Genomic DNA, 24451 nt, shown 5'->3' with positions numbered 1-24451 from the left:
TTTCACCAACTGCAAAATTGCAATTGTGCACTATTTCACGTTCTCAGGCGAGAATTACCGCCTTCACATCAGTGTCTTCAACCGTGCCCTGTGCTGTTCGAGAACCTGCAGCTGCCCCAGAAGCGTCGTCTGCGCATCGGTGTCCGTGGTCTCCTGCCGCTGCAGCCGTGAGTGCAGCTCCTTGGCGATCCGTTCGAGGTCGTAGTCGAAGAGGCGGGCCACGATGCCTCTGGCGAATCCCTCCGCGCTGACACCGTCTGCCACCGGCAAGGGAGACACGAGCAGCTGCATGACATAGGGCCTGAGGTCCTCGTCACTGGCTGCGAGGACGGCTTCCGCCCAGCGCGTGGCGTCGGCGGATCCGGCTGAGTTCACACCTCCGGCTGCCTTCAGTCCTCCGGCAGCCTTGACCGCAGACTGGATCCGGCGATAGCCCGGGTGTTCGAAGGCGCGGGCAGACAGGGAGTCGAAGAGCTTTGCGTTGACGAACTCGGGATGCTGCAGCGCCACCATCAGGGCCCCCTTCTCCGTCTTCAGTCGAGCGGGGCTGATCGGGGCCGACAGGTTCGACACGTCTGGGCGCTCATCGTAGACGTATTCGATGGCGGTGTCTTCCCTGCCGGCAACTCCCCCGGCGGAGCCGGGCGCTGGCTGTCCCGGTGCCTGTCGTCCGGACGCCGGTCCCGGCGCCTGCGCTCCGGCGGGCTGCTGCCCTGGCCGGGTCTGCGCCGGAGCCGATTGGTGCTGGTTCCACGGGGCAGACTGACCCTGCGATCCGGGCGATGTCTGAGCCGGTCCGGGCGGTGTCTTGGCAGGTCCGGGAGGAGTCTCCGGCAGGGTCTGCGGTGAGCCCCCCTGAGTCTGACGAGACTGGTGAGGCTGCGATTTCTTCGGCCTCTTTCGGGCATCCCTGACCGCAGATTCCACCTCGTCGATGTCGACGCCGATGCGGCCGGCGACGAAGCGATAGTAGTGGCTGAGGCTGTTGCGATCGCGAATGTCGGTCAGGACCTCGGCACTGGCCTTGACTGCAGCGATCCTGCCCTCGACCGAGTCGAGATCGTAGCGAGAGATCGCGGTGGTGATGACGAACTCGAAGAGCGGTTTGCGACCGTCGATGAGTTCGCGCAGCGCGCCGCCGCCCTTCTGCATCCGCAGGTCGCAGGGGTCGAGTCCGTCCGGTTCGACTGCGACGAAGGTCTGGGCGGTGAACTCACTTTCGAACTCGAAGGCCCGCAGTGCCGCCTTCTGTCCGGCTGCGTCTCCGTCGAAGGTGAAGATCACCTGTCCCGTCGGGTCGTCGCCGAGCAGTCGCCTCACGATCTTCACATGTTCGGGCCCGAAGGCCGTTCCACAAGTGGCCACCGCCTGCGTGACTCCAGCCAGGTGTGCGGCCATGACATCTGTATAGCCCTCGACGATGACCACGCGCTTGGTCTTCGCGATGTCCTTCTTGGCCAGATCCAGACCGTAGAGCACCTGGTTCTTGTGATAGAGGGCGGTTTCCGGAGTATTCAGATACTTCGGGCCCTGGTCGTCGTCGAACAGGCGCCTGGCCCCGAAGCCGATGGTCCGTGAGGTCATGTCCTTGATGGGCCAGACGACCCTGCCCCGGAAACGGTCGTAGATGCCGCGGCCACCCTCACTGGCCAAGCCTCCGGCAAGAATCTCCTCTTCGCTGAAACCGGCTCGCTTGAGCTGGCTGGTCAGCGAATCCCAGGACTTGGGTGCGAAGCCGAGACCGAATTCTCGGCTCGAGCTGCTGGGGAAGCCACGGCCTTCGAGGAACTCCCGACCGATCTGTCCCTGCTCGCCTTCCAGCGACTGAGTGAAGAAGCGCTGCGCGACTTCGTGCATCTCCAGCAGGCGTTGGCGCCGGCTGGCCTGCTCACGATCGGGACCCTTGCCATCTTCATAGCGCAGATGCATCCCGATCTTGCCGGCCAGAGATTCGACGGTTTCGACGAAGCTGAGCTGTTCGATCTTCTGCAGGAAGGCGAAGACGTCGCCTGACTCACCGCAGCCGAAGCAGTGATACATCCCAACCTGAGGACGAACGGTGAACGACGGGGTCTTCTCATCGTGGAAGGGGCAGAGGCCCTTGAGCGAGCCGATTCCCGCGGTCTTGAGCGTGACGAACTCGCCCACCACCTCGTCGATGCGGGTTCGACTTCGCAGCTCGTCGATGTCCTCGCGTCTGATCAGTCCGGCCATGGTCTAGAGACGATCCTCCGCCCCTGCTTTGAGCTGGTGGTACAGGGCCCAGGCGGAATGATCGGTCAGCGATGCGATCTGGTCGACGACGACGCGCAGCCTGGCAGCATCGTCGGCGGCCTCGAAGTAGTCGGTCCTGAACATCGGCTCGAGATTGGTCGGCGACTCGGAGTACCACTGGGACAGCTCGGTGATGACGGCGGACTGGATGTCATGGAGACGCAGACGATCCTCGGCGACCATCACCGTCAGCGTCGCCATCCCCTTGAGAACGGCGATCTCGACAGCCGTAGGCTCGGGGACCACGAGGGCGGCTGCGTAACGGGACAAGGGCTCCCATCCGAACTCCTCACGGGTTGCGGCCTCTGCTGCACCGACGAACCGTCCGATGAGCTGGCTCGTCATGTGTTTGAGTGCCGCTTGGGCCCGCCTGGATCCGTCATAGGTCTCCGACGGCCAGTATGCGGCGGCCTGCAGCCTCGACAGAGCTTTGTCCATCTCCTCATCGCTCGTGGTCGGCAGATACCACTTCCGGGTGATGTCGAAGAGCTCTCCGCGGCGGTCCGCGGCAGAGAAATCTCCCAGGTGCAGATGGCCGCCGGCGATCGCGTCTTCGACGTCGTGGACGGAGTAGGAGATGTCATCGGCGAGGTCCATCACCTGGGCTTCGATGCATCGTTTCCCGTTCTCGATCCCGTCGCGGTAGAAGTCGAAGACTCCTCTGTCGTCGTCGTAGACGCCGAACTTCCTGACACCGGAGTCACGCCGACCCACGGATGCCTCGCTTCGCGACCATGGGTATTTGGTCAGCGCGTCGAGGCTCGCCCGTGTCAGATTGAGTCCGGCCGGGCGACCGTCATCGGCGATCACCTTCGGTTCGATCCGGGTGACCAGACGCAGCGTCTGCGCATTGCCCTCGAATCCGCCGATGTCGACGCACAGCGCGTCGAGAATGGTCTCGCCGTGATGACCGAAGGGCGGGTGGCCGAGGTCGTGGCTGAGGCAGGCGGTGTCGACGATATCGGGGTCGCAGCCGAGGTAGCGGGCGAGTTCGCGTCCGACCTGGGCGACCTCGAGGGAATGCGTGAGCCGAGTACGGACGAAGTCGTCGGTGCCTGGTTCGACGACCTGAGTCTTGGCGCCGAGTCTGCGCAGACCCGCGGAATGCAGAACCCGTGCCCGGTCACGCTGAAAGGCCGAGCGGCGTGGATTCTTCGCCGGTTCGCTCACCCATCGTTCCTCGTCCCACGGCGTGTAGGTCGCCACGGTCCCCGAGCGCACCGATGTGCGTGGGTGAGATTCGAATGGCATTGTCATCCTCCCGAGATGTCGAGTTCCGCCTCGGAGAGCAGAGACTTCCCGCTGACCTCGAAGATGCGGGAGTCGAGCCACCCTTCGGGCAGATGCGGCTTCTTCGGGCGGGTGGTCCGCCCCCGGGAGCCTTCCGCATCCGTACCAGGATACGGTGCGTTCTGATCGAGTTGGGCCAGCAGCCCCTCGAGCTCTTCGAGCGAGGAGACCATCGCCAGCTGACGACGCAGGTCTCCCCCGACCGGATAGCCCTTGAAATACCAGGCGATGTGTTTGCGCAGGTCACGGACTCCGTAGAATTCGTCCTCGTAGTATTCGGCCAGGTATTCACCGTGCTTGTAGACGGCGCGTGCAACCTCGGCGAGGCCGGGTCGGAAGCGCTCGTCGCTGCCGCCCAGTGCATTGGCGAGGTCACCGAACAGCCAGGGCCGACCCTGGCATCCACGGCCGATGACGACTCCATCGCATCCCGTCCGGCGCATCATCTCAAGTGCATCCTCTGCCGCGAAGATGTCGCCGTTGCCCAGGACCGGAACGGTGTCGCCGAGGTGGTCCTTGAGTCGGGCGATGGCGTCCCAGTCAGCCTGGCCGGAGTACAGGTCCGCCGCGGATCGACCGTGGAGGGCAATCGCTGCCACACCCGCATTGCGGGCCGTCTCGCCGGCGTCGAGGAAGGTCTGATGGTCCTTGTCGATGCCTTTGCGCATCTTCACCGTCAGGGGGATGCCGCCGCGGTCAGCCTCGGTCACGGCCGTGGTGACGATGGCCTTGAACAGGTCCTTCTTCCAGGGCAGTGCCGAGCCGCCGCCCTTCCTGGTGACCTTGGGCACGGGGCAGCCGAAGTTGAGGTCGATGTGGTCGGCGCGGTCTTCGTCCACGAGCATCCGCACGGCCTGCCCGATCGTCTCCGGGTCGACGCCGTAGAGCTGCACCGAGCGCGGGGTCTCATACGGCTCATGCTGGATGATCCGCATGCTTTTGGGGCTGCGCTCGACAAGCGCCCTGGACGTCACCATCTCTGTCACATAGAGACCGGCTCCGTACTCGCGGCACAGGCGGCGGAAGGCGGTGTTGGTGATTCCCGCCATCGGTGCCAGCACCACCGGCGAGGACAGCTCGATGGGGCCGATGCGCAGAGGCTCGACGGTGGTTGGGGATGCGGATTCTGGGGCAGGGCTGATGACACTCACCATGCCATTATCCCCGAGCCGTCAAATGATGGAACACCTGCACAAGCAGATGCCGCCGACTCACGATCGCACATATGGCTCCTCCGTCTCTTTCTCATCTCTGTCCATTTCAACCTGTTCCTGAGCCAGAAATTCCCGGATGTCCCATTCGACGTCAAGACGCATCTCCTCGGCGAGACGATCATCGTGGGTGACCACGATCATGGATCCGCCGAATCCGTCCAGAGCGGTCACGAGCGCGGTCAGCGATGACAGGTCCAGGTTGTTGCCCGGCTCGTCGAGTACGAGCAGCTGGGGAGCGGGGTCCTGGAGCAGAGTCGTCGCCAGTGCCACACGGAACCGCTCCCCTCCCGACAAGGTCGAGCAGAGCTGATCGGTCCGGCCCGCTCGCAGGCCCATCGCCGCCAATACCTCATGGACGCGGTGCGGGCCGAGACTGGGGTTGTCCTTCCTCACCGCCTCCATGACGGTCAGCGTCGGCGGCAGCCTGTACTGCTGGTCGAGGATGCCGATCGGGACCGGAACTGTGATCGACATGTTCGGAAACAGCTCGTGTACAGGCGCACCTGTGTCGTATCTGCCGGCGATTGCGGTCAGCAACGTCGACTTCCCGGAGCCGTTGGCACCGGTCAGCCTGATGCGCTCAGGTCCGAGCACCGTGCGCGGCTGGTCCAGCGCTCCCCCGGAGATGTCGAGGACTCGCTTACCGGAATGGATCGCGGTATCCGGCAGATCCAGGCGAATGCTCGAGTCCCTGCGCAGGGCGTCCTTGGCAGAGCGAACCGAGGAGCGAGCCTGCTCCTCGTCGGCGGCTTTGTCTCCTCGACGCTTCGCAGCGCTCTTCTGGGCGAAGTCCGTCAGACCGTTCATGACGATCTTCGGTCGACGTTTGTTCTCCTTGTCCTTGGCCGCCTTTCGGTCGGCTCGGGCCAGTTTCGTCTCGAGTTCGATGCGCTGGCGCTTCTCGATCGCCAGGGTCTTCTTGGCGTCGACGAGATCGGCGAGCTTCGCCTCTTCCTCGGCCGCGACCATGGCCTCGTAGTCGTCGAAGTCTCCTCCGTACACCCGCAGCTGGTCCGTCATCTCGACAATCGTGGAGACGGTCGACAGAAGTGCGCGGTCGTGCGAGATCACCAAGGTCGGTCCGGTCCTGTCCTGGAGCAGAGCGGCCAGGCGTCGACGCCCTGCCTCGTCGAGGTTGTTGCTGGGTTCGTCGAGGATCAGCCAGCGGTCGCCTGCCAGCGCGGCTCTGGCCAAACCGATGCGCATGGCCTGACCTCCCGAGAAGGTGGACAGCCGGCGGTCAAGGGCAGCGGCGTCGAGCGTGAGGCCGAGATCGGCCAGAGCACTCAGCGCCCGCTCTTCGATGTCCCAGTCATCACCGATGACCTCGAAGTCATCGGGTTGGGCCTGCCCAGCCAGGGCTGTCGACAGTGCCGATCTGATTTCGGTGATTCCCAGCGCCGAGGCGACGCTGTCCTGGGCGTGCGGCAGCAGCTGATCGATGTAGACGGCGCCCTCGCCACCGGTGATGATCCCGGCAGAGGGCCTGAGCAGACCGGCGATGATCCTGGCGAGAGTGGATTTGCCCACCCCGTTGTCGCCGACCAGGCCGACGGTGGCAGCAGGGATCGTGGCGCTCAGTGATGTGAAGATCTCGGTGTCGTCGCCGAGGCGGTAGCCGAGATCGGAGATGGATACGGCAGCAGTCATGTGTGTCCTCATTTCGTGCACAGAAGTGCGCTGCGGGTCCGTTGCACCCGCGTGATGCGGAAATGAGGAATTACTTCACGAAATGACTGTCTTTCGCCGGGAATGGATCAGCACCAGGATGCCCGAGGTCGGTTCGTTTCGTCAAGGGTGCTGACAGACCCTTGAGTCAACTGCGCCTCAGACGATGAAGAGCATGAGTTCCGCCGGCTCGTCACCCGGGTTGGACAGCTGATGGGGAACATCGCCCGGTGCCTGCGCACAGTCTCCTGCTCGCAGAGTCGTCCGGCGATCGATGGTGACGATTTCGATCGTGCCGGCGAGGACGAAGAAGGACTCACGTGAGCCGCTGCGGTGTGCGGCGAACGACGCGGTTTCGCAGTGCGGATCGAGTTTGTAGTGGACGACTTCCATGTTCTCCCGCGGCGCGGGAAGGTCGCGCCGCAGCGTGCCCCTGCCGTATCCGCTGTGGGCAGGGATGGAGCTGCTCCGGGCGATGACCACCTCTGGCGGAGCGAGGAGCTCTCCCACATCGACCCCGAGTGCGCGGGAGAGGCCCATGGCGTTCGAGACCGAGGTGTCCTGTTCGCCGCGTTCGATCTTCGACAGTGCCGCACGGGAGATTCCAGCACGGACTGCCAGTTCGTTGAGCGTCAAGTCGTTGTACTTGCGGCGGGCTCTGATCCGCGCGCCGAATACACGGGCTCCGAGGTCCTCTGTGTTCGCCATTGTGACATCATAGTTTATTCTTGAATAGTAGAGTGAGTTCCATCAATATAAACTTCTTCACATGATGGAACTTCTCATATGACTCCACTGCTGGCGCTTGCCCCCATTATGCTCGCCATCGCCCTGCTCATATTCAAGCAGAGCTCGTGGATCTCCGCCGCAGCCGGGGTCATCGCCGCCGGTCTTGCAGTCATCTTCTTCTTTCCGACGCCGCTGTCGGTTCTGCTCGAATCCGGGGCGGACTACTTTCCCCTCATCCTCGAAGTCGCCCTCATCCTCCTCTTCGGGATGGTCCTCGCTCGCCTGCTTGAAGCGGCAGGCTCGATGGGCGAGATCTCCGCCTGGGTCGAATCGGCGGCACCCAGTCGCCCGCTCGGTGTGGCCCTCGTCGTCTTCGGCCTCGTCCCGTTCGCCGAATCTGTCACCGGCTTCGGCATCGGGGTGACTATCGGAGTCCCCGTTCTTCGACTGCTCGGCTGTTCGCTGCGTCAATCAGCGATTCTCGGACTCCTGGGACTCATCGCCGTACCGTGGGGTGCGCTCGGCCCAGGGACCACGGTCGCTGCCGCACTCACCGGCATCAACGTAGACGATCTCGGTGTGGCAACTGCGTGGATCAATGCGATTCCGGTCATCATCGTGGCCACCTCGGTGATCCTCGTCATGCGCCCCAGACTGACCTCCTGCCTCGGAATCGGCGCCGCTGCAGCCCTCCTATGGTCCGGCATCCTCGCCGCGAACATCCTGATCGGCATGGCCCCGGCCGGCATCATCGGCTCGCTCCTCGTCATCGCCGTGATGGGCACCATCTTCATCATCCGCCGCCGCAGAACCGGCTTCACACACAGATTGGGCCTGGCAGTCCTGCCGTACACCACCCTCACCGTGGGCCTGCTCATCGCACGCGCGCTGGAGTCGGCGTTCCCTTCGCTGCTGACTCAGATCGTCGCCTCTCCCCCGTTCTGGCTGGCCGCCGCCTGTGTGATCGCCGCACTCAGGGTCACCTCTCGCAGCAGCGTCACGGCGTCCGCCGTCCGCTCCTGGCTGCCCATCGGTGCCGGAACTGCCGCGTTCATGCTCATGGGGTGGATCATGACGACAACCGGGATGAGCGCGGCCATCGGGACACTTGTGCCCGCCGGACTCGTCCTCTTCACACCATGGCTGACGGCGATCGGAGCCGTCGTCACCGGTTCGAACACCGGCGCAAACTCCATGTTCACCGGCACCATCGACGCGGTTGCCACAGCGTCCCACGTTCCATCTCTGCCCGTGGTGGCAGCCGGCAACGCCGCCGCCTCGCTCGCAGCACTGGCTGCCCCTCCGCGTGTGGCGATGTCGGTGCAGATGGCCGAACCTTCAGCTCCCGCCTCGGCAGATGACATCGGCTGGGTTCAGGGTCGGGCCCTGACTGTAGCCGGAGTCAACGCGCTGGCGCTCGGTCTCTGGATCCAGTTCATGGCCTGAGATCCAGATCGATCTGCCGGCGCCGAGGTGGTCATCAGACCCGGATCAGCTCGCGCGGGAATGCGGTGAATGTGTCACAGCCGGTATCGGTGATGAGAATGGACTCGGACAGCTCGTAACCGTACCCGTTCATCCACATTCCGCAGATGAGGTGGAAGGTCATTCCCGCCTCGAGGAACTGATCGTCCTCGGTCCTGATCGAGATCGTGCGCTCGCCCCAATCGGGCGGATAGCCGATTCCGATTGAATACCCCAGGCGGCTCGGCTTCTCCAGGCCCGCCAGTGCCAGCACCCGATTCCACGTCCGGGCGAGCTCAGCGGTGGCCACCTCGGGCGCGGCGACTTCGAGAACCGCGGACAGCGCCTCGGCAACGACGCCTTCGAGACGGATGAGCTCCTGCTTCGGCTTTCCGACCACGGCAGTCCGAGCCAAGGGCACATGGTAGCGACGGTGGACGCCCGCCAGCTCAATGCTCACCGACTCATCGTCGATGAACTTGCGGTCCGTCCAGCTCAGGTGCGGAGTATCGGCACTCTCCCCCGTGGGCAGCAGCGGAACGATGGCCGGATAGTCACCCCAGGAGCTGCCGCGTCCGCGAGCCTGCGCGGCGGCGATCTCCGCCGCCACCTCGTTCTGCGCGATGCCGACCCCGATGCCTCCCAGTGCCGCGTTCATCGACTCCGTGGTCACCTCGGCGGCATTGCGCATCAGCGCCACCTCGGCCGGAGATTTGATCGCCCGGATCCAGTTGACCAGCTCGAAGGAGTCAACGAGCCTCCACTCAGGCACGCCGTTGACCAGCGATCGGAAAGCACGCGGCGAGAAGAAGTGCGAGTCCATCTCGACGCCGACCGGCGATGAGGACGCCCGGGCGACCTCCCAACGCTGTCGGAGTGCGAAGGCCACCCAGTCGAACGGGTGGATGTGGGGTCTCTGCACATAGCGTTCGGGATATCCGACGATGTCCTCGGGCGGCAGCCACGAGGTGTGCATAGCTCCCTTGGCGTCCATGTCCCTCAGAAACAGTGTCAGCGGACCCGCAGCCGGGACGAACAGCAGCTGCGGGGTATAGAAGGACCAGGCGTTGTAGCCGGTCAGATAGTAGACGTTCGCGGGGTCAGTGACGATGAGCGCAGACAGTCCCTGATCGACCATCCGATTGCGCACCGAGGCGATGCGCCCCAAGTACTCGTCCGGGGAGAACGACAGATTGTTCGCGCCGATCGTGTCGACCTCGCCTGGCCGCGGCTGTGGGCGAGCTCTGACTTCCTGTCCTGCCCGGCCCTGCTCGGCACCGGGCCGCATTCCCTGCACATCCGGCCGGTTGTCTTCTCCGGCGTAGAACAGCTCACCCTCATTCATGATTACAGTGTGGTGAGCCGCATCACACCATGTCAATCACTGCGACACGCGTGTTGTCGCGCGTAGAAATGCGAATTCATGACGGATCCAGAATCATTCTTTTTGAGATTCGACGGAATTCGCACGCCAGGGTGCGCATTCCGACCGAATTGATGATAGATTGTGCTGAGACCCAAATCACGGAGGTGAAGAATGGCCCACTTGATGCCGAGCGGAAGCAGTCACCGCCTGGGCAATCTCGACGAGAAATCGAAAGCGATCATCGTCGAGCTGCAGCACGATGGACGCAAGTCGTATTCGGCCATCGGCAAGTCCGTCGGGCTGTCCGAAGCTGCTGTCCGTCAGCGGGTCTCCAGGCTCATCGACTCCGGCGTGATGGAAATCGTCGCCGTGACCGATCCCTTGAGTCTGGGCTTCGCCCGACAGGCCATGGTGGGAGTCAAGGTTCGCGGCGATATCTCCAAGGTCGCCGACAGACTTCACGGATACGACGAGATCGACTATCTCGTCGTGACCGCAGGGTCGTTCGACATCCTGGTCGAGATCGTCTGCGAATCGGATCGCCACCTGATCGAATTCGTCAACCAAGAGCTCCGCTCGATCGACGCAGTCGTGGACACGGAGCTCTTCATGTACCTCTCACTCGAAAAGCAAAAATACAATTGGGGGACGCGATGACAGAGAATGTCACCAGAGCTGGCACCGGCTATCAGGATGCCATCCGCAACAACGTGTGGATGCATATGGCTCCACACCAGTCACTGTTCAACGGTGGTGAAGCACCGATCATCACCCGTGGCGAAGGCCACCACATCTTCGACGACAAGGGCAATAAGTACCTTGACGGCCTGGCCGGACTCTTCACTGTCCAGGTGGGCCACGGTCGCGAGGAGATCGCGAAGGCAATGTACGATCAGGCGCTGAAGCTCCCGTTCATGCCGCTGTGGTCCTTCGCGCATCCGCAGGCCATCGAGGTCTCGGAGCGCCTGGCCAGCTACGCTCCCGGCGACCTCAACCGCGTCTTCCTGACCTCCGGCGGCGGTGATTCGGTCGAGTCCGCGATGAAGCTGGCGAAGAACTACTTCAAGATCACCGGCAAGCCGGGCAAGCACAAGATCATTTCGCGCGCCACCGCCTACCACGGCACGCCGCACGGTGCCCTGTCCGTGACCTCGCTGCCTGATCTGCGCGAACAGTTCGCGCCCCTGGTCCCTGGTGCGATCAAGGTGCCCAACACGAACTTCTACCGTTCGCCGCAGCCCTACGCCCACGATGAGAAGGCCTTCGGCCGCTGGGCAGCCGACCGCATCGCCGAGGCCATCGAGTTCGAAGGTGCCGATTCGGTTGCGGCCGTATTCCTCGAGCCGGTGCAGAACTCCGGCGGCTGCTTCCCACCGCCACCCGGATACTTCGATCGGGTGCGTGAGATCTGCGACGAGTACGACGTGCTCATGGTCTCCGATGAGACCATCTGCGCCTACGGTCGCATCGGCGACATGTTCGCCTGCAACGACTTCGGCTACGTCCCCGACATCATCACCAGCGCCAAGGGCATCACCTCCGGGTATGCTCCGCTGGGTGCGATGATCGCCTCGGATCGCCTGTTCGAGCCCTTCGGCCCAGGTGGCGAGGAGACCTTCTACCACGGCTACACCTTCGGCGGTCATCCCGTCGCCTGTGCCGCCGCGATGGCGAACTTCGACGTGTTCGAAAAGGAGAAGCTCAACGACCACGTCCATGAGAACGCTGCCGCGTTCAAGTTCACGCTCGAGAAGCTCAAAGACCTGCCGATCGTCGGTGACGTTCGCGGTGAGGGCTTCTTCTACGGCATCGAACTCGTCAAGGATCGCGATACCAAGGAGTCCTTCACAGAGGAGGAGTCGGAGCGTATCCTCAAGAACTTCGTGTCCGCGAAGATGTATGAGAACGGCCTATACTGCCGTGCCGATGACCGTGGGGATCCAGTCATCCAGCTCTCACCTCCCCTGACCGTGGGTCAGAAGGAGTTCGACGAGATGGAGCAGATCATCCGCGGCGTCCTCTCGGAAGCCTGGACGAAGCTCTGATCGCAGCCTGAAGCCTGGTCGCATGAGACTGCCCCGATTCCTCTTTGAGGTCTCGGGGCAGTCTCATGTCGGGCATCCGCACTTCATGTCAGGCGTCAGTCCAGGGCTGAGTCGGCCGTGGAGTTCTGCTCCTGCGAGGGTGGGATGCTGCCCTGCGACGGTGCTGCGCGTGGCGGCGGTCGCAGACCCGATCGTACGACGAGCACCCCTAGAGCAGTCGTCAGCGGGATGGCGATGACCAAGCCGATCGAACACACGAGGATGCTCACCACCTCAGTTGCCATCTCCCCCAGTGTCAGGGTCTCGAAGAACGACTGGTCGTGGGCGGAGACGATGAGGAGCGTGGTCAGCGCGGACCCCACATAAGCGAACGTGATCGTGTACACCGTCGAGGCGATGTGGTCGCGACCGATGCGCATCGCTCGGGCGAAGAGCTGCCCGGACTTGAGATCCGGTGCCACTGTGGCCAGCTCCCAGACCGCCGACGCCTGGGTGATGGTGACGTCGTTGAGAACACCGAGTCCGGTGACGAGGATCGCGCACACAATCAGGTCTGCCAACGACACGTCCGTGGTGCCGGTGAGGAGGAATCCCTCTTCGGAGTAGGCGATGCCGAGATTGGCCCAGGACGTCATCCATGCACCGAGCAGCCCCGTGATGACGATGCCGGCAACGGTCCCGAAGAGTGCCGTGGTCGTCCGCGTCGACACGCCATGGGCAAGATACAGGGCGATGACCATGATCGCACTCGCCGCGACCATCGCCACGAGGATCGGCGGCCTGGAGTCGAGGATCGCTGGGAGCATGAACACAATCAGCACGACACCGGCGAAGGCAAGACCTGTCAATGCACGCAGGCCTCGAAAGCCTGCGACGGCGAGAACGACGAGCCCGTACATGATCGCCAAGGCAAGGATCGGAACATCTCTGTCGTAGTCGATGAACACATAGTCGGTCTCGGTCTCTGCGCGGTCAGTCGACTTCGTGAAGTCGAGGACCTTGAGCGAATCTCCGACACCGACCCCGGACACGATGGCGTCGGGAGTCACATAGAGGCTCCCCTCCTGCCCATCCACTTCGGCCGTGAACTCCATGCAGTCGGCTTCGAGCATCGGATCGGGATCACTGGTCTCGCAGCTCGACGCGTCCACGGCGGTGACTCTGGCTTCAGCGTGAGAGACTCCAGGTGCGGTGTTCGTCATCGGACCGCCGCCGGGCAGGTCCCGTTCCGGTCCGTGCGGCCACAGAAGGACAAGGCCCCCGATCGTGATGAGGACCAGCGGCAGGAGGCACACGATCATGATCAGGCGGACCCTCGGCGAGGCTGTGGGCTCCCCTTGGAGCGTCATATGCATGGCGGACCTTCGTGTCGATGCGCGGGCTCCGTGCGCGAAGTGAATGGCGATGTCGATGATCGTGCCCACGGCAGCGCAACCGAAAGGGCCCGGTCGGTCGATTTCACGACCGACCGGGTCCGAATCTCAGAAGCCGCCGGTGATAGGTTCCAACTGGTGGTCAGACCCCAGCGGACTATCAGACCCCAAGGTGCTCGGCCAGGTAATTCTCGACCTGATCGAGGCTGACGCGCTCCTGGCTCATATCGTCGCGCTTGCGGATCGTGACCGCGTTGTCGTCGAGCGAGTCGAAGTCGAACGTGATGCACAGCGGGGTGCCGATCTCGTCCTGACGACGGTACCGACGACCGATCGCGCCGGCATCATCGAAGTCGATGTTCCAACGCCTGCGCAGACGAGCCGCGAGTTCCTTGGCCGCCGGTGTCAGCTTCTCGTTGCGGCTCAGCGGCAGTACGGCCGCCTTGATCGGAGCCAGGCGCGGATCGAGCTTGAGCACGATGCGCTTGTCCACGCCGCCCTTGGTGTTCGGTGCCTCGTCCTCGGTGTAGGCATCGACGAGGAAGGCCATCATCGAACGAGTCAGACCGAAGGATGGTTCGATCACGTAGGGAGTGAAGCGTTCACCGCTGGCCTGATCGAAGTACTGCAGCTTCGCACCCGAAGCCTCGGTGTGGGTGCCGAGGTCGTAGTCGGTGCGGTTGGCCACGCCCATCAGCTCGCCCCATTCCGATCCCTGGAAGCCGAAGCGGTACTCAACGTCGATCGTGCCGGACGAGTAGTGTGCCCGGTCCTCTTCGGGAACGTCGAGGCGGCGCACGTTGTCTTCGGAGATGCCGAGGTCGATGAACCAGTTCCAGCAGGCCTCGACCCACTCGCGATAGTAGGCGTCGGCCTCTTCGGGACGAACGAAGTACTCGAGCTCCATCTGTTCGAACTCACGTGTGCGGAAGATGAAGTTTCCGGGAGTGATCTCGTTGCGGAAGGCCTTGCCGATCTGGCCGATGCCGAAGGGCGGCTTCTTCCGTGCAGCGGTGACGACGTTGTTGAAGTTGACGAAGATTCCCTGTGCGGTCTCGGGGCGCAGGTAGTTCAGACCTGCCTCCGATTCCACCGGACCCAGGAAGGTCTTGACCAGGCCGGAGAACTCCTGCGGCTCGGTCCACTGTCCACGGTTCCCGCAGTCGGGGCAGACGATGTCGGCCATTCCGTTCTCGGGTGTCTTCGAATGCTTGGCTTCATAGGCTTCTACGAGGTGGTCCTCGCGGTGGCGCTTGTGGCAGTTGAGGCACTCGACGAGCGGATCGACGAAGGTCTCCACGTGTCCGGAGGCCTCCCAGACGCGCTTGGGCAGGATGATGGAGGAGTCGAGTCCGACGACGTCTTCGCGACCGCGGACGAAGGTCTGCCACCACTGGGCCTTGATGTTGTCCTTGAGCTCAACGCCCAAGGGCCCGTAGTCCCAGGCCGAACGGGACCCGCCATAGATCTCTCCGGCTTGGAAGACGAATCCTCTGCGTTTGGCCAGGGCGATGACGGCATCCAACTTGGACTGTGCCACGTTTATTCTCCTTGAGGTAGGTCGCCGACGGCCGGCTGCCGTGGCTCGCAGGTACAGCCTATCTGTTCAGCTCCCGTCCGAGGGTCTCGGCTCATGGGCGACGGAACTCACACTTAATCCGGCCCGCAGAACCACCTCGGCGGACGTGGGGCATGTAGGATTGAGGCACACCCAAACCTTTCTCCGTACTGACGGTTTTCAAGTCTGTCCAAGCACGCCTTGGATCTCATACGGTTTCGGCCCGGATTGCTCACGATGATTGCACAAGCGGCCGCAGGGTAGATCGCCACTACAGTCATCTGCGATCAAGTGTGTGCCGACGTGAGAGAGAAAACTCATGACAGATGTGTCCACATCCGACAATCCGACAACACCGAAGTTCTCCGAGCTGGGTCTCCACCCGCTCGTCCTCCAGTCAGTCGAAGCCCAGGGATACGAAACCCCCACTCCGATCCAGGCTGAAACGATCCCCGCGCTGGTCGAGGGCCGCGACGTCATCGGCCTGGCCCAGACCGGCACCGGCAAGACCGCCGCTTTCGCTCTTCCAGCACTGTCCGACCTCGCCGAGGCTGGCCGCGCCAACGACGGTCCCTTCGCTCTGGTCCTGACCCCCACCCGTGAGCTTGCGATCCAGGTCGCCGAGGCGTTCACCTCGTATGCGACGAATCTCAACGACTTCTCCGTCCTCCCGATCTACGGCGGCCAGGCCTACGGCCCACAGCTGTCGGGCCTCAAGCGCGGCGCTCAGGTCGTCGTGGGAACGCCAGGTCGTGTCATCGACCACCTCAAGAAGGGATCGCTCAAGCTCGAAAACCTCCGTCACCTCATCCTCGATGAGGCCGACGAGATGCTCAAGATGGGTTTCGCCGAGGACATCGAAGAGATCTTCAGCCAGTCCGGCGACTCGCGTCAGGTGGCACTGTTCTCCGCCACGATGCCGACATCGATCCACCGCCTGACCGGCAAATACCTCAACAACCCCAAAGAGGTCCGGGTCGCTTCGAAGTCGCAGACCGGATCGAACATCCGCCAGCGCTACCACATGGTCCAGCACTCGCATAAGCTCGATGCCCTGACTCGAATCCTGGAGGTCGAGGAGTACGAAGGCATCATCATGTTCGTGCGCACCAAGCAGGCCACGGAGGAGCTCGCTGAGAAGCTGCGTGCCCGCGGCTTCAAGGCCTCGGCGATCAATGGTGACATCCCACAGCAGGCTCGTGAGCGCACGATCGATATGCTGCGCAGCGGCAAGGTCGACATCCTCGTCGCCACCGATGTCGCAGCCCGCGGTCTCGACGTCGAGCGCATCACCCTCGTCGTCAACTTCGACATCCCGCACGACACCGAGTCCTACGTCCACCGCATCGGCCGCACCGGCCGCGCAGGGCGTTCCGGCGAGGCCATTCTGTTCATCACCCCGCGTGAGCAGCGTCTGCTCGGTTCCATCGAGCGCGCCACGAAGCAGAAGGTCGAACCGCTGTCGATGCCCAGCGTCGAAGAGCTGACGAACACCCGTGTGGAGAAGTTCACCAAGCGCATCGACGATGTGCTCGCGACGACCGAGCTGACCGAACTCGCGACAGTCATCGAACAGTACGAGCTCTCCCGCAACGTGCCTGCGACCGACATCGCCGCAGCGCTGGCATCCCTGGTGCTCGAGTCGAACACACTCAAGGCCGATCCCATGCCGGAGCCTTCGCGTGGCAAGCCAGGTCGTGATCGTGACGGCGGCGGACGCGACGGCAAGCCAGGCCGTGAACGCTCATCCCGTCCGCGTGATGAGAATATGACCACCTACCGTCTGGCCATCGGCCGCAATGAGCGTCTGCAGCCAGGTGCGGTCGTCGGCGCCATCGCCAACGAGGGGGGTCTCACTTCGAAGGAGATCGGTCACATCGACATCCGGTCGAACCATACCCTTGTCGATCTGCCCAAGGATCTCGATTCCTCGGTCATGCGCAAGCTCTCCAGCACGCAGATCCAGGGTCGACCGATCGACATTCGTCCGGATTCGGGCCGTCCGGCTCGTCCGTTCAAGAAGCGCAACTTCGACAAGCAGCCCGGCGACAGCCGCAACTTCCGCAATGATCGACGCGGCGGTGCCAACAAGAAGTTCAGCAATGACCGCTTCGGCGGCGAACGCTCAAGCGATCGCTACTGAGTATCGCTGAGCCTGAGCGTACGGGGGCGCCCGCTATCCGGCTCCCCCGGCGCTGAGAGCCGACTCGGGCCCGCATCGTCTGATGCGGGCCCGATCTGTATCTCGTCCCGTACGGCGATTGAACGCATAAGACGACTGAACGCATACGACGAGTGCACCCGTACGACTAGTCTGCCGATCACGTTTGGTGCACTCCTCGATCACGTTTGGTGCAGTCAAGCAGTTCGCAAACTGCTCCACTGCACCAAACGTGATCGATGGCGAAACCGCTGGGACTTCTGGTGCCGGGAGGATCCTTCGTGGGCAGCGCTGAACGTCGAAACCTGAGTGTTAGGCGCTCGGGCTGTCGACGGCACCGCCGAAGCGACGGTCACGACGCGCGTATTCCTCGATCGCGGCCCACAGGGTGCGGCGATCGACATCAGGCCAGAGGACGTCCTGGAAGACCATCTCCGCGTAGGCGGACTGCCACAGCAGGAAGTTCGAAGTGCGCTGCTCGCCAGAAGAGCGCAGGAACAGGTCGACGTCCGGAACCTGAGAGGCGTACAGGCGCGAGCGAACGGTCTTCTCGCTGACCTTGCCAGGCTTGAGCTTGCCGGCGGCCACCTCGGCGGTGATCTGGTTGACCGCGTCGACGATCTCCGAGCGACCTCCGTAGTTGACGCAGAACTGGAGGACTAGGCCGGTGTTGTGCTTGGTCATCTCCGCCGCGGACTCGAGCTCGTCGATGACCGATCGCCACAGGCGCCCACGGCGTCCGGCCCACACGATCCGCACGCCGAGCTCATTGAGCTCATCGCGGCGACGTCGGATCACATCGCGGTTGAAGCCCATGAGGAAGCGGACCTCGTCCGGGGAGCGTTTCCAGTTCTCGGTGGAGAAGGCGTAGGCGGAGAGATAGTCGACACCCATCTCGATGGCACCGTGGATGACTTCGAGGAGCGAGGCCTCTCCGGCTTTGTGTCCTTCGGTGCGCGGCAGTCCGCGGTCGTTGGCCCACCGTCCATTGCCGTCCATGACCACCGCGACGTGATTCGGGACGAACTTCGCCTCGATTCCCGGGGGTCGGGCTCCACTGGGGTGCGGGGGCGGCGCGGGATAGCTCATCTGGCCTCCAGAACTCTCAGTGATCGGATATTGCGTTCCAAGTGCCATGACACCCAGTCAGAGACGAGTTTGGAACCGTCGATCTGGTCGTGCAGATCCGAGGATTCCGCTCGCTCCCAGTCACCGGAGAGCAGGGCGGCCATATGTTCGAGTGCGTCGGTGTCGGGCAGAGCCGCTCCGCTGGGTCGGCAGGTGGTGCACACGGCACCGCCCAGGGAGGCTGAGAACGCACGGTGCGGGCCCGGGCTGCCGCACTGTGCGCAGTCGAGCAGGCTCGGTGCCCAGCCTGCCACGGACATTGCGCGCAGCAGGTACGCGTCGAGGGCCAGCCTCGGCGGATGCTCACCATTGCACAGGGACCGGATGGCTGAGACGAGAAGCAGGAAGTGGGTGCGCGATTGGGGTTCGACCTCGGTGATCCGTGCGGCGGTCTCCGCCATCACACTCGCGGCCGAGTACGCGTCATAGTCGGCGCCGATGCCGCGGGCAAAGGGCTCGATGAGTTCGACCTGGGTGACGATGTCGAGGTTGCGGCCGACGTGGCACTGCAGATCGACGAGCATGAAGGGTTCGAGCCGGGAACCGAAGCGTGACTTGGTGCGGCGAATGCCCTTCGCTACTGCTCGGATCAGCCCGTGGCTGCGGGTGAGAACAGTGACGATGCGGTCGGCTTCGCCGAGCTTGTGCCCTTGGAGCACGATGCCTTCATCACGATAATTGTGCACCTGCCCATTATCGCAGAATGCGACGGGGAATGATCCCCGCCGCACTCTGTGTCAGGTGTGAGATATCAGGTGGGAGATCAGCGCTCGCGCTCACCGTCGCGATCACGGGCGGCACGGTTGACTGCCGAGACGACGGCCTTGAGTGAGGCCTTCGTGATGTTCGGGTGAAGTCCGGCACCCCAGACGACACGGTCTTCGACGGCGAGCTCGACGTACGCTGCCGCCATGGTGTCAGCACCGGAGCCGATGGCATGCTCGGTGTAGTCCTGGAGACGAACGTCGACGTCGAAGTTGTCGATGAGCACCTTCACCAGTGCATCGATGGGACCTTTGCCGCGTCCTTCGTAGGTGCGCTCCTGGCCGTCGACGATGAGGTCGACCTCGACGCGCTCCGAGGCGCCCGAGTCATCAACCGTGCCCGAGTCGGTGCGGAGGCCCACGATCTGGAACCGGCCCCAGGCATTGTCCGGATCATCGCTGGGCAGGTACTCGTGGTTGAAGATGCGGCGGATCTCCTCGGCCGATACCTCTCCCCCGCCTTCTGTGTGCTGCTGGACGGCGCGGGAGAATTCGACCTGCATGCGTCGAGGCAGATCCAGACCGTACTCGCTCTTGAGCAGGTAGGTGACGCCGCCCTTGCCCGACTGCGAGTTGACGCGGATGATCGCTTCGTAGGAGCGGCCCAGATCTTTGGGGTCGACCGGCAGGTAGGGCATGTCCCATTCCATCAGGTCCACAGGCACGCCCTGCTCGTTGGCCTTCTTCTCACGGTCGGCGAACGCCTTGTTGATCGCGTCCTGGTGCGAGCCGGAGAACGAGGTGAAGACGAGGTCACCACCGTAGGGGTGACGTTCGTGGACGCCGATCTGGTTGCATTCGGTGACGGTGTGGATGACTTCGTCGATGTCGGAGAAGTCCAGCTCGGGGTCGACACCCTGGGTGTAGAGGTTGAGCGCAACAGTGACGAGGTCGAGGTTTCCGGTCCGTTCGCCGTTGCCGAAGAGGCAGCCTTCGATCCTGTCGGCACCTGCCATGATGCCCATCTCGGCAGCCGCCACACCGGTTCCCCGGTCGTTGTGGGGGTGCAGGGACACGGCCACCTCGTCGCGGTAGGGCATGTTCCGGCAGAACCATTCGATCTGGTCGGCGTAGGTGTTCGGGGTGCCGCGCTCCACCGTGGCCGGCAGGTTGACGACAGTCTCGCGGCCTGAGGCCGGCTGCCACATGTCGAGGACGCTGCCGACGATGTCGAGAGCGAATTCGGGTTCGGTGTCGACGAAGATCTCGGGTGAGTACTGGTAGCCGAAGTCTGCGTCGCCGAGGAGTGACTCGGCGTGCTTCATGACCGCCTGGGTGCCACGGGTGGCGATGTCACGAGTCTGGTCGAAACCCTCACCGTCGAAACCGAACACGACCTTGCGGAAGACCGGCGCGGTCGCGTTGTAGAGGTGGACGGTCGGCTTCTGGGCACCGACGAGGGATTCCACCGTCCGTTCGATGAGGTCCTCGCGAGCCTGGGTGAGCACGGAGATGCGCACATCGTCGGGGATAGCGTCCTGCTCGATGATCTCGCGGACGAAATCGAAGTCGACCTGGCTGGCTGCGGGGAATCCGACCTCGATCTCCTTGAAGCCGAGCTTGACCAGGAGGTCGAACATCTTGCGCTTGCGCTCTGGCGTCATCGGATCGATGAGGGCCTGGTTGCCGTCACGCAGATCGGTGCTCAGCCAACGCGGAGCCTTCCGGATCAGCTGATCGGGCCAGGTGCGGTCGCGCATATCGAGAGCAATCCGGTCCTGAAAGGACTTGTACTTGCTGAATGGCATAGGAGTCGGCTTCTGCAGTTTCATGGTTCCTCATTCATTGATCGTGTGCTTCATCAGCATAGGAAAAACTCCGCGACGAGTGTGCTGTCCGATCAGGACTCGTCGCGGCAAGGAAGGAGGAGCAACCTGTAAGCCACACAATCAACATAGTCCTGGTTGCTCCGTCCATCCCACACCTGTCCAAATCCTAAGACTAAGATCCCGATATCGCCGAGGTGGTCAATGGTCGTGTGCACCTCTGCAGTCGGCAGCACTCCCCCGCCAGACCCCTAGTCGAGGAAGTCGACCGAGGCGCGCGCCATATTGAAGCCGACACCAGTCTCATCGGACTTGCATGTCATGCCTTCGCGGGTCGATGTGCAGGTCATCCCTTCGGCAGTGATCGATTCGCCGTAGCCGAGTACCCGAGCGGGGCCGGAATTTCCGGGGGCCTCTTGGCAGGAGAAGCCGGCACCTTCGTCATTGGCCACGACGACACCGCCCCAGTTGTCCAACTGGCAGTCATCGGGTTCTGCGGGAGGCGTGTAGTCGAAGGCGGAGATGACGCACCGGGTGCGATCTGCATCAATCGTGCAGGCGATGTTGCCGGACGGAGATTTGAAGGATTCGGCAGCGACAGGCGGTTTCGAACTCGAATCGTCGGACTTGGAGCCTGCATCGTCTGAGGGTCCTTGCGAGGACGAGCCGGGCGCGGCGTCGTCCTTGCTCTGCGTCGCGTCCCAGGCGATGTAGCCGACGATGCCGAGGGCGATCACCAGTGCGATCGCAGCCAGGGCCCAGAGCCACCCCGGGACCTTCTTCGTATCGGGTTCACGGCGGTAGGGCCCGCCGGGCCCGGCTGGCCCACCGGGCCCGTATCCCCCGGGTCCGTACCCGCCAGGTCCACCGGGACCGTAACCGCCGCCGTTGGGACCGGCTGGTCCACCCGGTCCGACGGGGCCCCCTTGACCGGCAGGGCCCCCCTGACCACCTGGGCCGACACCTGGCCCGTGGCCGACGCCTGCCGGTCCGGGACCACCGTGTCCTGCGTAGGCGGCTGCAGCATGTGGGGCGTAGGGTGATGCGCCGTTGGGCACGTGCGACTCGTTTCCGGGGTACTCGGGGGGATGCGGTTGAGGAGCGGGCTGTCCGGGCGCACCGAAGTCGGCGCCCCAGGGTTCGGGATTCGGAGGCTGGCCGCCCGAGGCACCCTGTGGATTCCACTGCTTCGGTGCGGAGGCGGCCTCCGCCTCGGCGATGTCCTCGGACCTCGCCTTCCGTGGTGTCGGGCCGCTGAGCGCGGATTCTTCATTCTCGGCGGCGGCGAGTTGGCGCAGCTCGTCGAGGCTGAGTACCTCGGTGGCATCGGCTCCGTCGGAGGACACCATCGACCGGAGTCTGGCCAGCTCGTCCGCGCTGAGGGCTTGGGTCGAGCCATCCGCGGCCGGGGATTTGTCCTGGCCGATGAACAACTGAGTGGTGATCGAATCCGGAGACTCCTCCGCCGGTTTCCGACGCCCGGGGCGCGGAGGGTGGTTCGGCACAGGTGGAATGCTCATAGCCTCATTTTCGCATAGTCACTACCGCGGTGTTCTCAAGGTTCGTGAGATGATGACCTCATGTTCAGTGGTGGAGCCCGGGCCGGGACCAGCCTGACGGTCGCTGTTCTGGCCCTGACGCTGTCGTCATGCGGGACACCGACCGACAGCGAGGATGATGATGGTGCGTCCGCTCATTCCGCGATGGTCGCCGCGCCTGCCCAGCAGAACGACCTCGGTGATTTCGCCGCCCCCGCGCAGATGACCCCACCCGGAGCAGAAACCGCAGAGACAGCAGGTCCGGCCCACTCCGTTCAGGTCCCCGGACTGGGCCCGGAGACAGCCGCACAGATTCCCGCAGAGACCTCACAGGTCCTCGTTGCCAGCGGGCCGGATGCGAATTCTGATTCCGGGCAGCTGAGCTTCTACGCCTTCGATGACGGGCAGTGGAAGAAGCGCAAGACCTTTGACATCCACAATGGGAAGAAGGGCTGGCTGGCCGATCGACGGGAGGGCGACAAGACATCACCGGTCGGAGTCTTCACTCTCAGCGATGCAGGCGGGTACAAACAGGACCCGGGGACGGCGCTTCCCTACACCCAGGATGATCGACTCCCCTCCTCGGCGACGGTGGCCTACGGTGCCGAGTACGAGCGGGTCTTCGACTACATCATCGCAATCGACTACAACCGCGTTCCGGGCACCCCGCCCACCGACAGGACTCGTCCACTGGGATGGGACAAGGGCGGCGGCATCTGGCTGCACCTCGATCATGATTCCGGGACGAACGGCTGTGTGACGCTCAAGGAGAAGGACCTCAAATGGATCCTTGGGACCATCGACCCCGATGCCCACCCGCGCATCGCCATGGGACCTGAGTCCCAGCTGCAGAGGTAGAGGCACCGGGATGCGAAAGCTCATCATCTCCCTCGTACAGACGATCAACGGAGCGTATTCCCTGGACGGCTGGTCGACAGGCGTGTCCACGAAGGCCGACTTCAACTACTTCATATCCCTGCGCAGACAGGCAGGTGCCATCATCATCGACCGCCGGACCGCGCTCAATCCCGCACTGCCGGTCATCAACGCACCGGGCAAAGCCCTCGAACACACCCCCGTACATGTCCTGACCGAATCGGACCCGGACGAACTGAGCAGGCAGCTCGCCGAGGCCGGCCTCGACTACCGAGCTCAGCACTTCACTCCCGACACTGCCGCGCAGGTGCTCGAGGCCGTCGAGTCCACGAGTGAGACCCTGGTGTGCGAGTCCGGGCCGAACCTGGCCTACCGGCTGCTCGATGCCGTCCCGGGTGCCGAACTGCACCTGAGTCTGAGCCCGCTCTACTCTCACAGCACCGGCAGCCACTTCTCCCAACTCGAGGCCACCCTCAGCTTGCGAGTCATCGATGTGCGAACCGTCGATGACCAGGTCTTCATCCGCTATGCCAAGGCCTAAGCAGGGACCAGGGCCTGCGCACAGGCCAAGACCTGGCCTAGACTCCCAGCTGAGTGCTGATCTCGTGCTCATCTGGTCGAGTCAGCACCGCGCTGACTGCTTCGGCGACCTGAGGAAGGCTGATCGTCTCCACTCCCCCGCGCAGATCGTTGCGGTCATCACCGCCGATGGGCGCCATGACTTTGAGCTCGCGATAGTCCACGGAGTCGGTCTCGGCCTCGGCCACTCTGATGAGCATCTCTTGGGCGGCGCCGAATACGCTGATCGCTCCCGACCCGACGCAGGCCTCGACGCTGGCCACACCGTTGAGGGCCAGATGCCGGACATGGGCACTTCCGGCCGCCTCGGCGAGCGCCTCTGACACGGCACAGGCAGCGAAATGACCACGCAGGTATGAGGAGTAGTCCTCATCGAAGGAGGCGATCCCGCGAGCGATCATCGAAATGTCCACGTACCACCCGCCGACCGCAGCGATGACCGCGTCGACCGATGATGCGTCCAACCGGTGGAGCTCGTCGATGACGGCCTGGGGTCGATCCACCCAATCGGGGACGACGACGGGTTCATAGGCAGTCGTGCTCTCCGGCTGTGACCGGACGATGCCGGTGATGCGATGGTCAGCGGACAGGTGCTGGGCCAGGCCCGTGCCGACGTGGCCGGAGGCTCCGAAGATGAGGATGTGCATGCCCCGAGTCT

At 63.6% G+C, this 24451-nt stretch carries 19 protein-coding genes; 6 read left to right on the top strand and 13 right to left on the bottom strand.

Annotated features, from left to right (window positions below; translation table 11 throughout):
• Positions 1-63 precede the first annotated feature (63 nt).
• The 5 genes from dnaG to HU144_RS11615 all read right to left on the bottom strand — a co-directional run bounded on the left by dnaG (position 64) and on the right by HU144_RS11615 (position 7154).
• Entirely contained in the window at positions 64-2214 is a 2151-nt protein-coding gene (gene dnaG / locus HU144_RS11635; RefSeq protein ID WP_235351467.1) for a DNA primase, read from the bottom strand.
• Positions 2215-2217: 3 nt separating this feature from the next.
• On the bottom strand, positions 2218-3525 hold the full coding sequence (locus tag HU144_RS11630; RefSeq protein WP_096167284.1) for a deoxyguanosinetriphosphate triphosphohydrolase: 1308 nt from the start codon (positions 3523-3525) through the stop codon (positions 2218-2220).
• Positions 3526-3527: 2 nt separating this feature from the next.
• Complete coding sequence (dusB, locus tag HU144_RS11625; RefSeq protein ID WP_235351466.1) at positions 3528-4718, bottom strand: tRNA dihydrouridine synthase DusB; 1191 nt, start codon at positions 4716-4718, stop codon at positions 3528-3530.
• 57 nt (positions 4719-4775) lie between these two features.
• On the bottom strand, positions 4776-6428 hold the full coding sequence (locus tag HU144_RS11620; RefSeq protein ID WP_235351465.1) for an ATP-binding cassette domain-containing protein: 1653 nt from the start codon (positions 6426-6428) through the stop codon (positions 4776-4778).
• A gap of 177 nt (positions 6429-6605) precedes the next feature.
• Entirely contained in the window at positions 6606-7154 is a 549-nt protein-coding gene (locus HU144_RS11615; protein WP_235351464.1) for a helix-turn-helix domain-containing protein, read from the bottom strand.
• A 78-nt stretch (positions 7155-7232) separates the two neighbouring features.
• Between HU144_RS11615 and HU144_RS11610 the strand changes: the two genes are divergently transcribed.
• Positions 7233-8621: an L-lactate permease gene (locus tag HU144_RS11610; RefSeq protein ID WP_235351463.1), complete on the top strand. Its 1389-nt coding sequence runs from the start codon at positions 7233-7235 to the stop codon at positions 8619-8621.
• A gap of 34 nt (positions 8622-8655) precedes the next feature.
• Here the strand turns inward: HU144_RS11610 and HU144_RS11605 are convergent, their stop codons facing one another.
• Positions 8656-9984 carry a M24 family metallopeptidase gene (locus HU144_RS11605; RefSeq protein WP_235351462.1) on the bottom strand — a complete coding sequence of 443 codons (1329 nt, stop codon included), beginning with the start codon at positions 9982-9984 and terminating at the stop codon, positions 8656-8658.
• Between the two features lie 192 nt (positions 9985-10176).
• Here HU144_RS11605 and HU144_RS11600 point away from each other — a divergent pair, with 192 nt between their 5' ends.
• Positions 10177-10662, top strand: a complete 486-nt coding sequence (locus HU144_RS11600) for an Lrp/AsnC family transcriptional regulator (RefSeq protein WP_096167274.1) — start codon at positions 10177-10179, stop codon at positions 10660-10662.
• Positions 10659-12050 (top strand): aspartate aminotransferase family protein, encoded by a 1392-nt coding sequence (locus tag HU144_RS11595; RefSeq protein WP_096177750.1) that lies wholly within the window; start codon positions 10659-10661, stop codon positions 12048-12050. Before HU144_RS11600 ends, HU144_RS11595 begins: the two co-directional genes overlap by 4 nt.
• Before the next feature lie 95 nt (positions 12051-12145).
• On the opposite strand, the gene HU144_RS11590 is transcribed toward HU144_RS11595, so the two are convergent.
• Both HU144_RS11590 and HU144_RS11585 read right to left on the bottom strand, forming a co-directional pair.
• Positions 12146-13405 (bottom strand): YibE/F family protein, encoded by a 1260-nt coding sequence (locus tag HU144_RS11590; protein ID WP_133066674.1) that lies wholly within the window; start codon positions 13403-13405, stop codon positions 12146-12148.
• 178 nt (positions 13406-13583) lie between these two features.
• Complete coding sequence (locus HU144_RS11585; protein WP_096167267.1) at positions 13584-14963, bottom strand: glycine--tRNA ligase; 1380 nt, start codon at positions 14961-14963, stop codon at positions 13584-13586.
• 337 nt (positions 14964-15300) lie between these two features.
• On the opposite strand from HU144_RS11585, the gene HU144_RS11580 reads away from it, so the two are divergent.
• Positions 15301-17124: a DEAD/DEAH box helicase gene (locus HU144_RS11580; RefSeq protein WP_235351461.1), complete on the top strand. Its 1824-nt coding sequence runs from the start codon at positions 15301-15303 to the stop codon at positions 17122-17124.
• A gap of 330 nt (positions 17125-17454) precedes the next feature.
• Here the strand turns inward: HU144_RS11580 and HU144_RS11575 are convergent, their stop codons facing one another.
• The 4 genes from HU144_RS11575 to HU144_RS11560 form a co-directional block, all read right to left on the bottom strand.
• Positions 17455-18231 (bottom strand): isoprenyl transferase, encoded by a 777-nt coding sequence (locus HU144_RS11575; protein ID WP_235351460.1) that lies wholly within the window; start codon positions 18229-18231, stop codon positions 17455-17457.
• Positions 18228-18956, bottom strand: coding sequence for a DNA repair protein RecO (gene recO / locus HU144_RS11570; RefSeq protein ID WP_198396356.1), 729 nt, complete (start codon positions 18954-18956; stop codon positions 18228-18230). Before recO ends, HU144_RS11575 begins: the two co-directional genes overlap by 4 nt.
• Positions 18957-19033: 77 nt before the next feature.
• Positions 19034-20806, bottom strand: a complete 1773-nt coding sequence (leuA, locus tag HU144_RS11565; RefSeq protein ID WP_235351459.1) for a 2-isopropylmalate synthase — start codon at positions 20804-20806, stop codon at positions 19034-19036.
• 245 nt (positions 20807-21051) lie between these two features.
• On the bottom strand, positions 21052-22320 hold the full coding sequence (locus tag HU144_RS11560) for a DUF6636 domain-containing protein (protein ID WP_235352742.1): 1269 nt from the start codon (positions 22318-22320) through the stop codon (positions 21052-21054).
• Between the two features lie 60 nt (positions 22321-22380).
• On the opposite strand from HU144_RS11560, the gene HU144_RS11555 reads away from it, so the two are divergent.
• A complete protein-coding gene (locus tag HU144_RS11555; protein ID WP_235351458.1) occupies positions 22381-23196 on the top strand; it encodes a L,D-transpeptidase family protein in 816 nt (271 codons plus the stop codon).
• Positions 23197-23206: 10 nt separating this feature from the next.
• Positions 23207-23755 carry a hypothetical protein gene (locus HU144_RS11550; RefSeq protein ID WP_235351457.1) on the top strand — a complete coding sequence of 183 codons (549 nt, stop codon included), beginning with the start codon at positions 23207-23209 and terminating at the stop codon, positions 23753-23755.
• 37 nt (positions 23756-23792) lie between these two features.
• Here HU144_RS11550 and HU144_RS11545 read toward each other — a convergent pair whose 3' ends face one another.
• Positions 23793-24440, bottom strand: coding sequence for an NAD(P)-dependent oxidoreductase (locus HU144_RS11545; RefSeq protein WP_235351456.1), 648 nt, complete (start codon positions 24438-24440; stop codon positions 23793-23795).
• Positions 24441-24451: the final 11 nt, after the last annotated feature.

This window comes from Brevibacterium sp. UCMA 11752 (assembly GCF_021532235.1).
Classification (GTDB): domain Bacteria; phylum Actinomycetota; class Actinomycetes; order Actinomycetales; family Brevibacteriaceae; genus Brevibacterium; species Brevibacterium antiquum.
The sequence above is the reverse complement of the archived record's forward strand: the minus strand, read 5'-3'. Positions and strand labels throughout refer to the sequence as shown.

Bases quoted from the DNA above. Each gene is read 5' to 3' on its own strand.
- dnaG (WP_235351467.1), bottom strand. From the start codon at position 2,214: ATGGCCGGACTGATCAGACGCGAGGACATCGACGAGCTGCGAAGTCGA.
- HU144_RS11630 (WP_096167284.1), bottom strand. From the start codon at position 3,525: ATGCCATTCGAATCTCACCCACGCACATCGGTGCGCTCGGGGACCGTG.
- dusB (WP_235351466.1), bottom strand. From the start codon at position 4,718: ATGGTGAGTGTCATCAGCCCTGCCCCAGAATCCGCATCCCCAACCACC.
- HU144_RS11620 (WP_235351465.1), bottom strand. From the start codon at position 6,428: ATGACTGCTGCCGTATCCATCTCCGATCTCGGCTACCGCCTCGGCGAC.
- HU144_RS11615 (WP_235351464.1), bottom strand. From the start codon at position 7,154: ATGGCGAACACAGAGGACCTCGGAGCCCGTGTATTCGGCGCGCGGATC.
- HU144_RS11610 (WP_235351463.1), top strand. From the start codon at position 7,233: ATGACTCCACTGCTGGCGCTTGCCCCCATTATGCTCGCCATCGCCCTG.
- HU144_RS11605 (WP_235351462.1), bottom strand. From the start codon at position 9,984: ATGAATGAGGGTGAGCTGTTCTACGCCGGAGAAGACAACCGGCCGGAT.
- HU144_RS11600 (WP_096167274.1), top strand. From the start codon at position 10,177: ATGGCCCACTTGATGCCGAGCGGAAGCAGTCACCGCCTGGGCAATCTC.
- HU144_RS11595 (WP_096177750.1), top strand. From the start codon at position 10,659: ATGACAGAGAATGTCACCAGAGCTGGCACCGGCTATCAGGATGCCATC.
- HU144_RS11590 (WP_133066674.1), bottom strand. From the start codon at position 13,405: ATGCATATGACGCTCCAAGGGGAGCCCACAGCCTCGCCGAGGGTCCGC.
- HU144_RS11580 (WP_235351461.1), top strand. From the start codon at position 15,301: ATGACAGATGTGTCCACATCCGACAATCCGACAACACCGAAGTTCTCC.
- HU144_RS11575 (WP_235351460.1), bottom strand. From the start codon at position 18,231: ATGAGCTATCCCGCGCCGCCCCCGCACCCCAGTGGAGCCCGACCCCCG.
- leuA (WP_235351459.1), bottom strand. From the start codon at position 20,806: ATGAAACTGCAGAAGCCGACTCCTATGCCATTCAGCAAGTACAAGTCC.
- HU144_RS11560 (WP_235352742.1), bottom strand. From the start codon at position 22,320: ATGAGCATTCCACCTGTGCCGAACCACCCTCCGCGCCCCGGGCGTCGG.
- HU144_RS11555 (WP_235351458.1), top strand. From the start codon at position 22,381: ATGTTCAGTGGTGGAGCCCGGGCCGGGACCAGCCTGACGGTCGCTGTT.
- HU144_RS11550 (WP_235351457.1), top strand. From the start codon at position 23,207: ATGCGAAAGCTCATCATCTCCCTCGTACAGACGATCAACGGAGCGTAT.
- HU144_RS11545 (WP_235351456.1), bottom strand. From the start codon at position 24,440: ATGCACATCCTCATCTTCGGAGCCTCCGGCCACGTCGGCACGGGCCTG.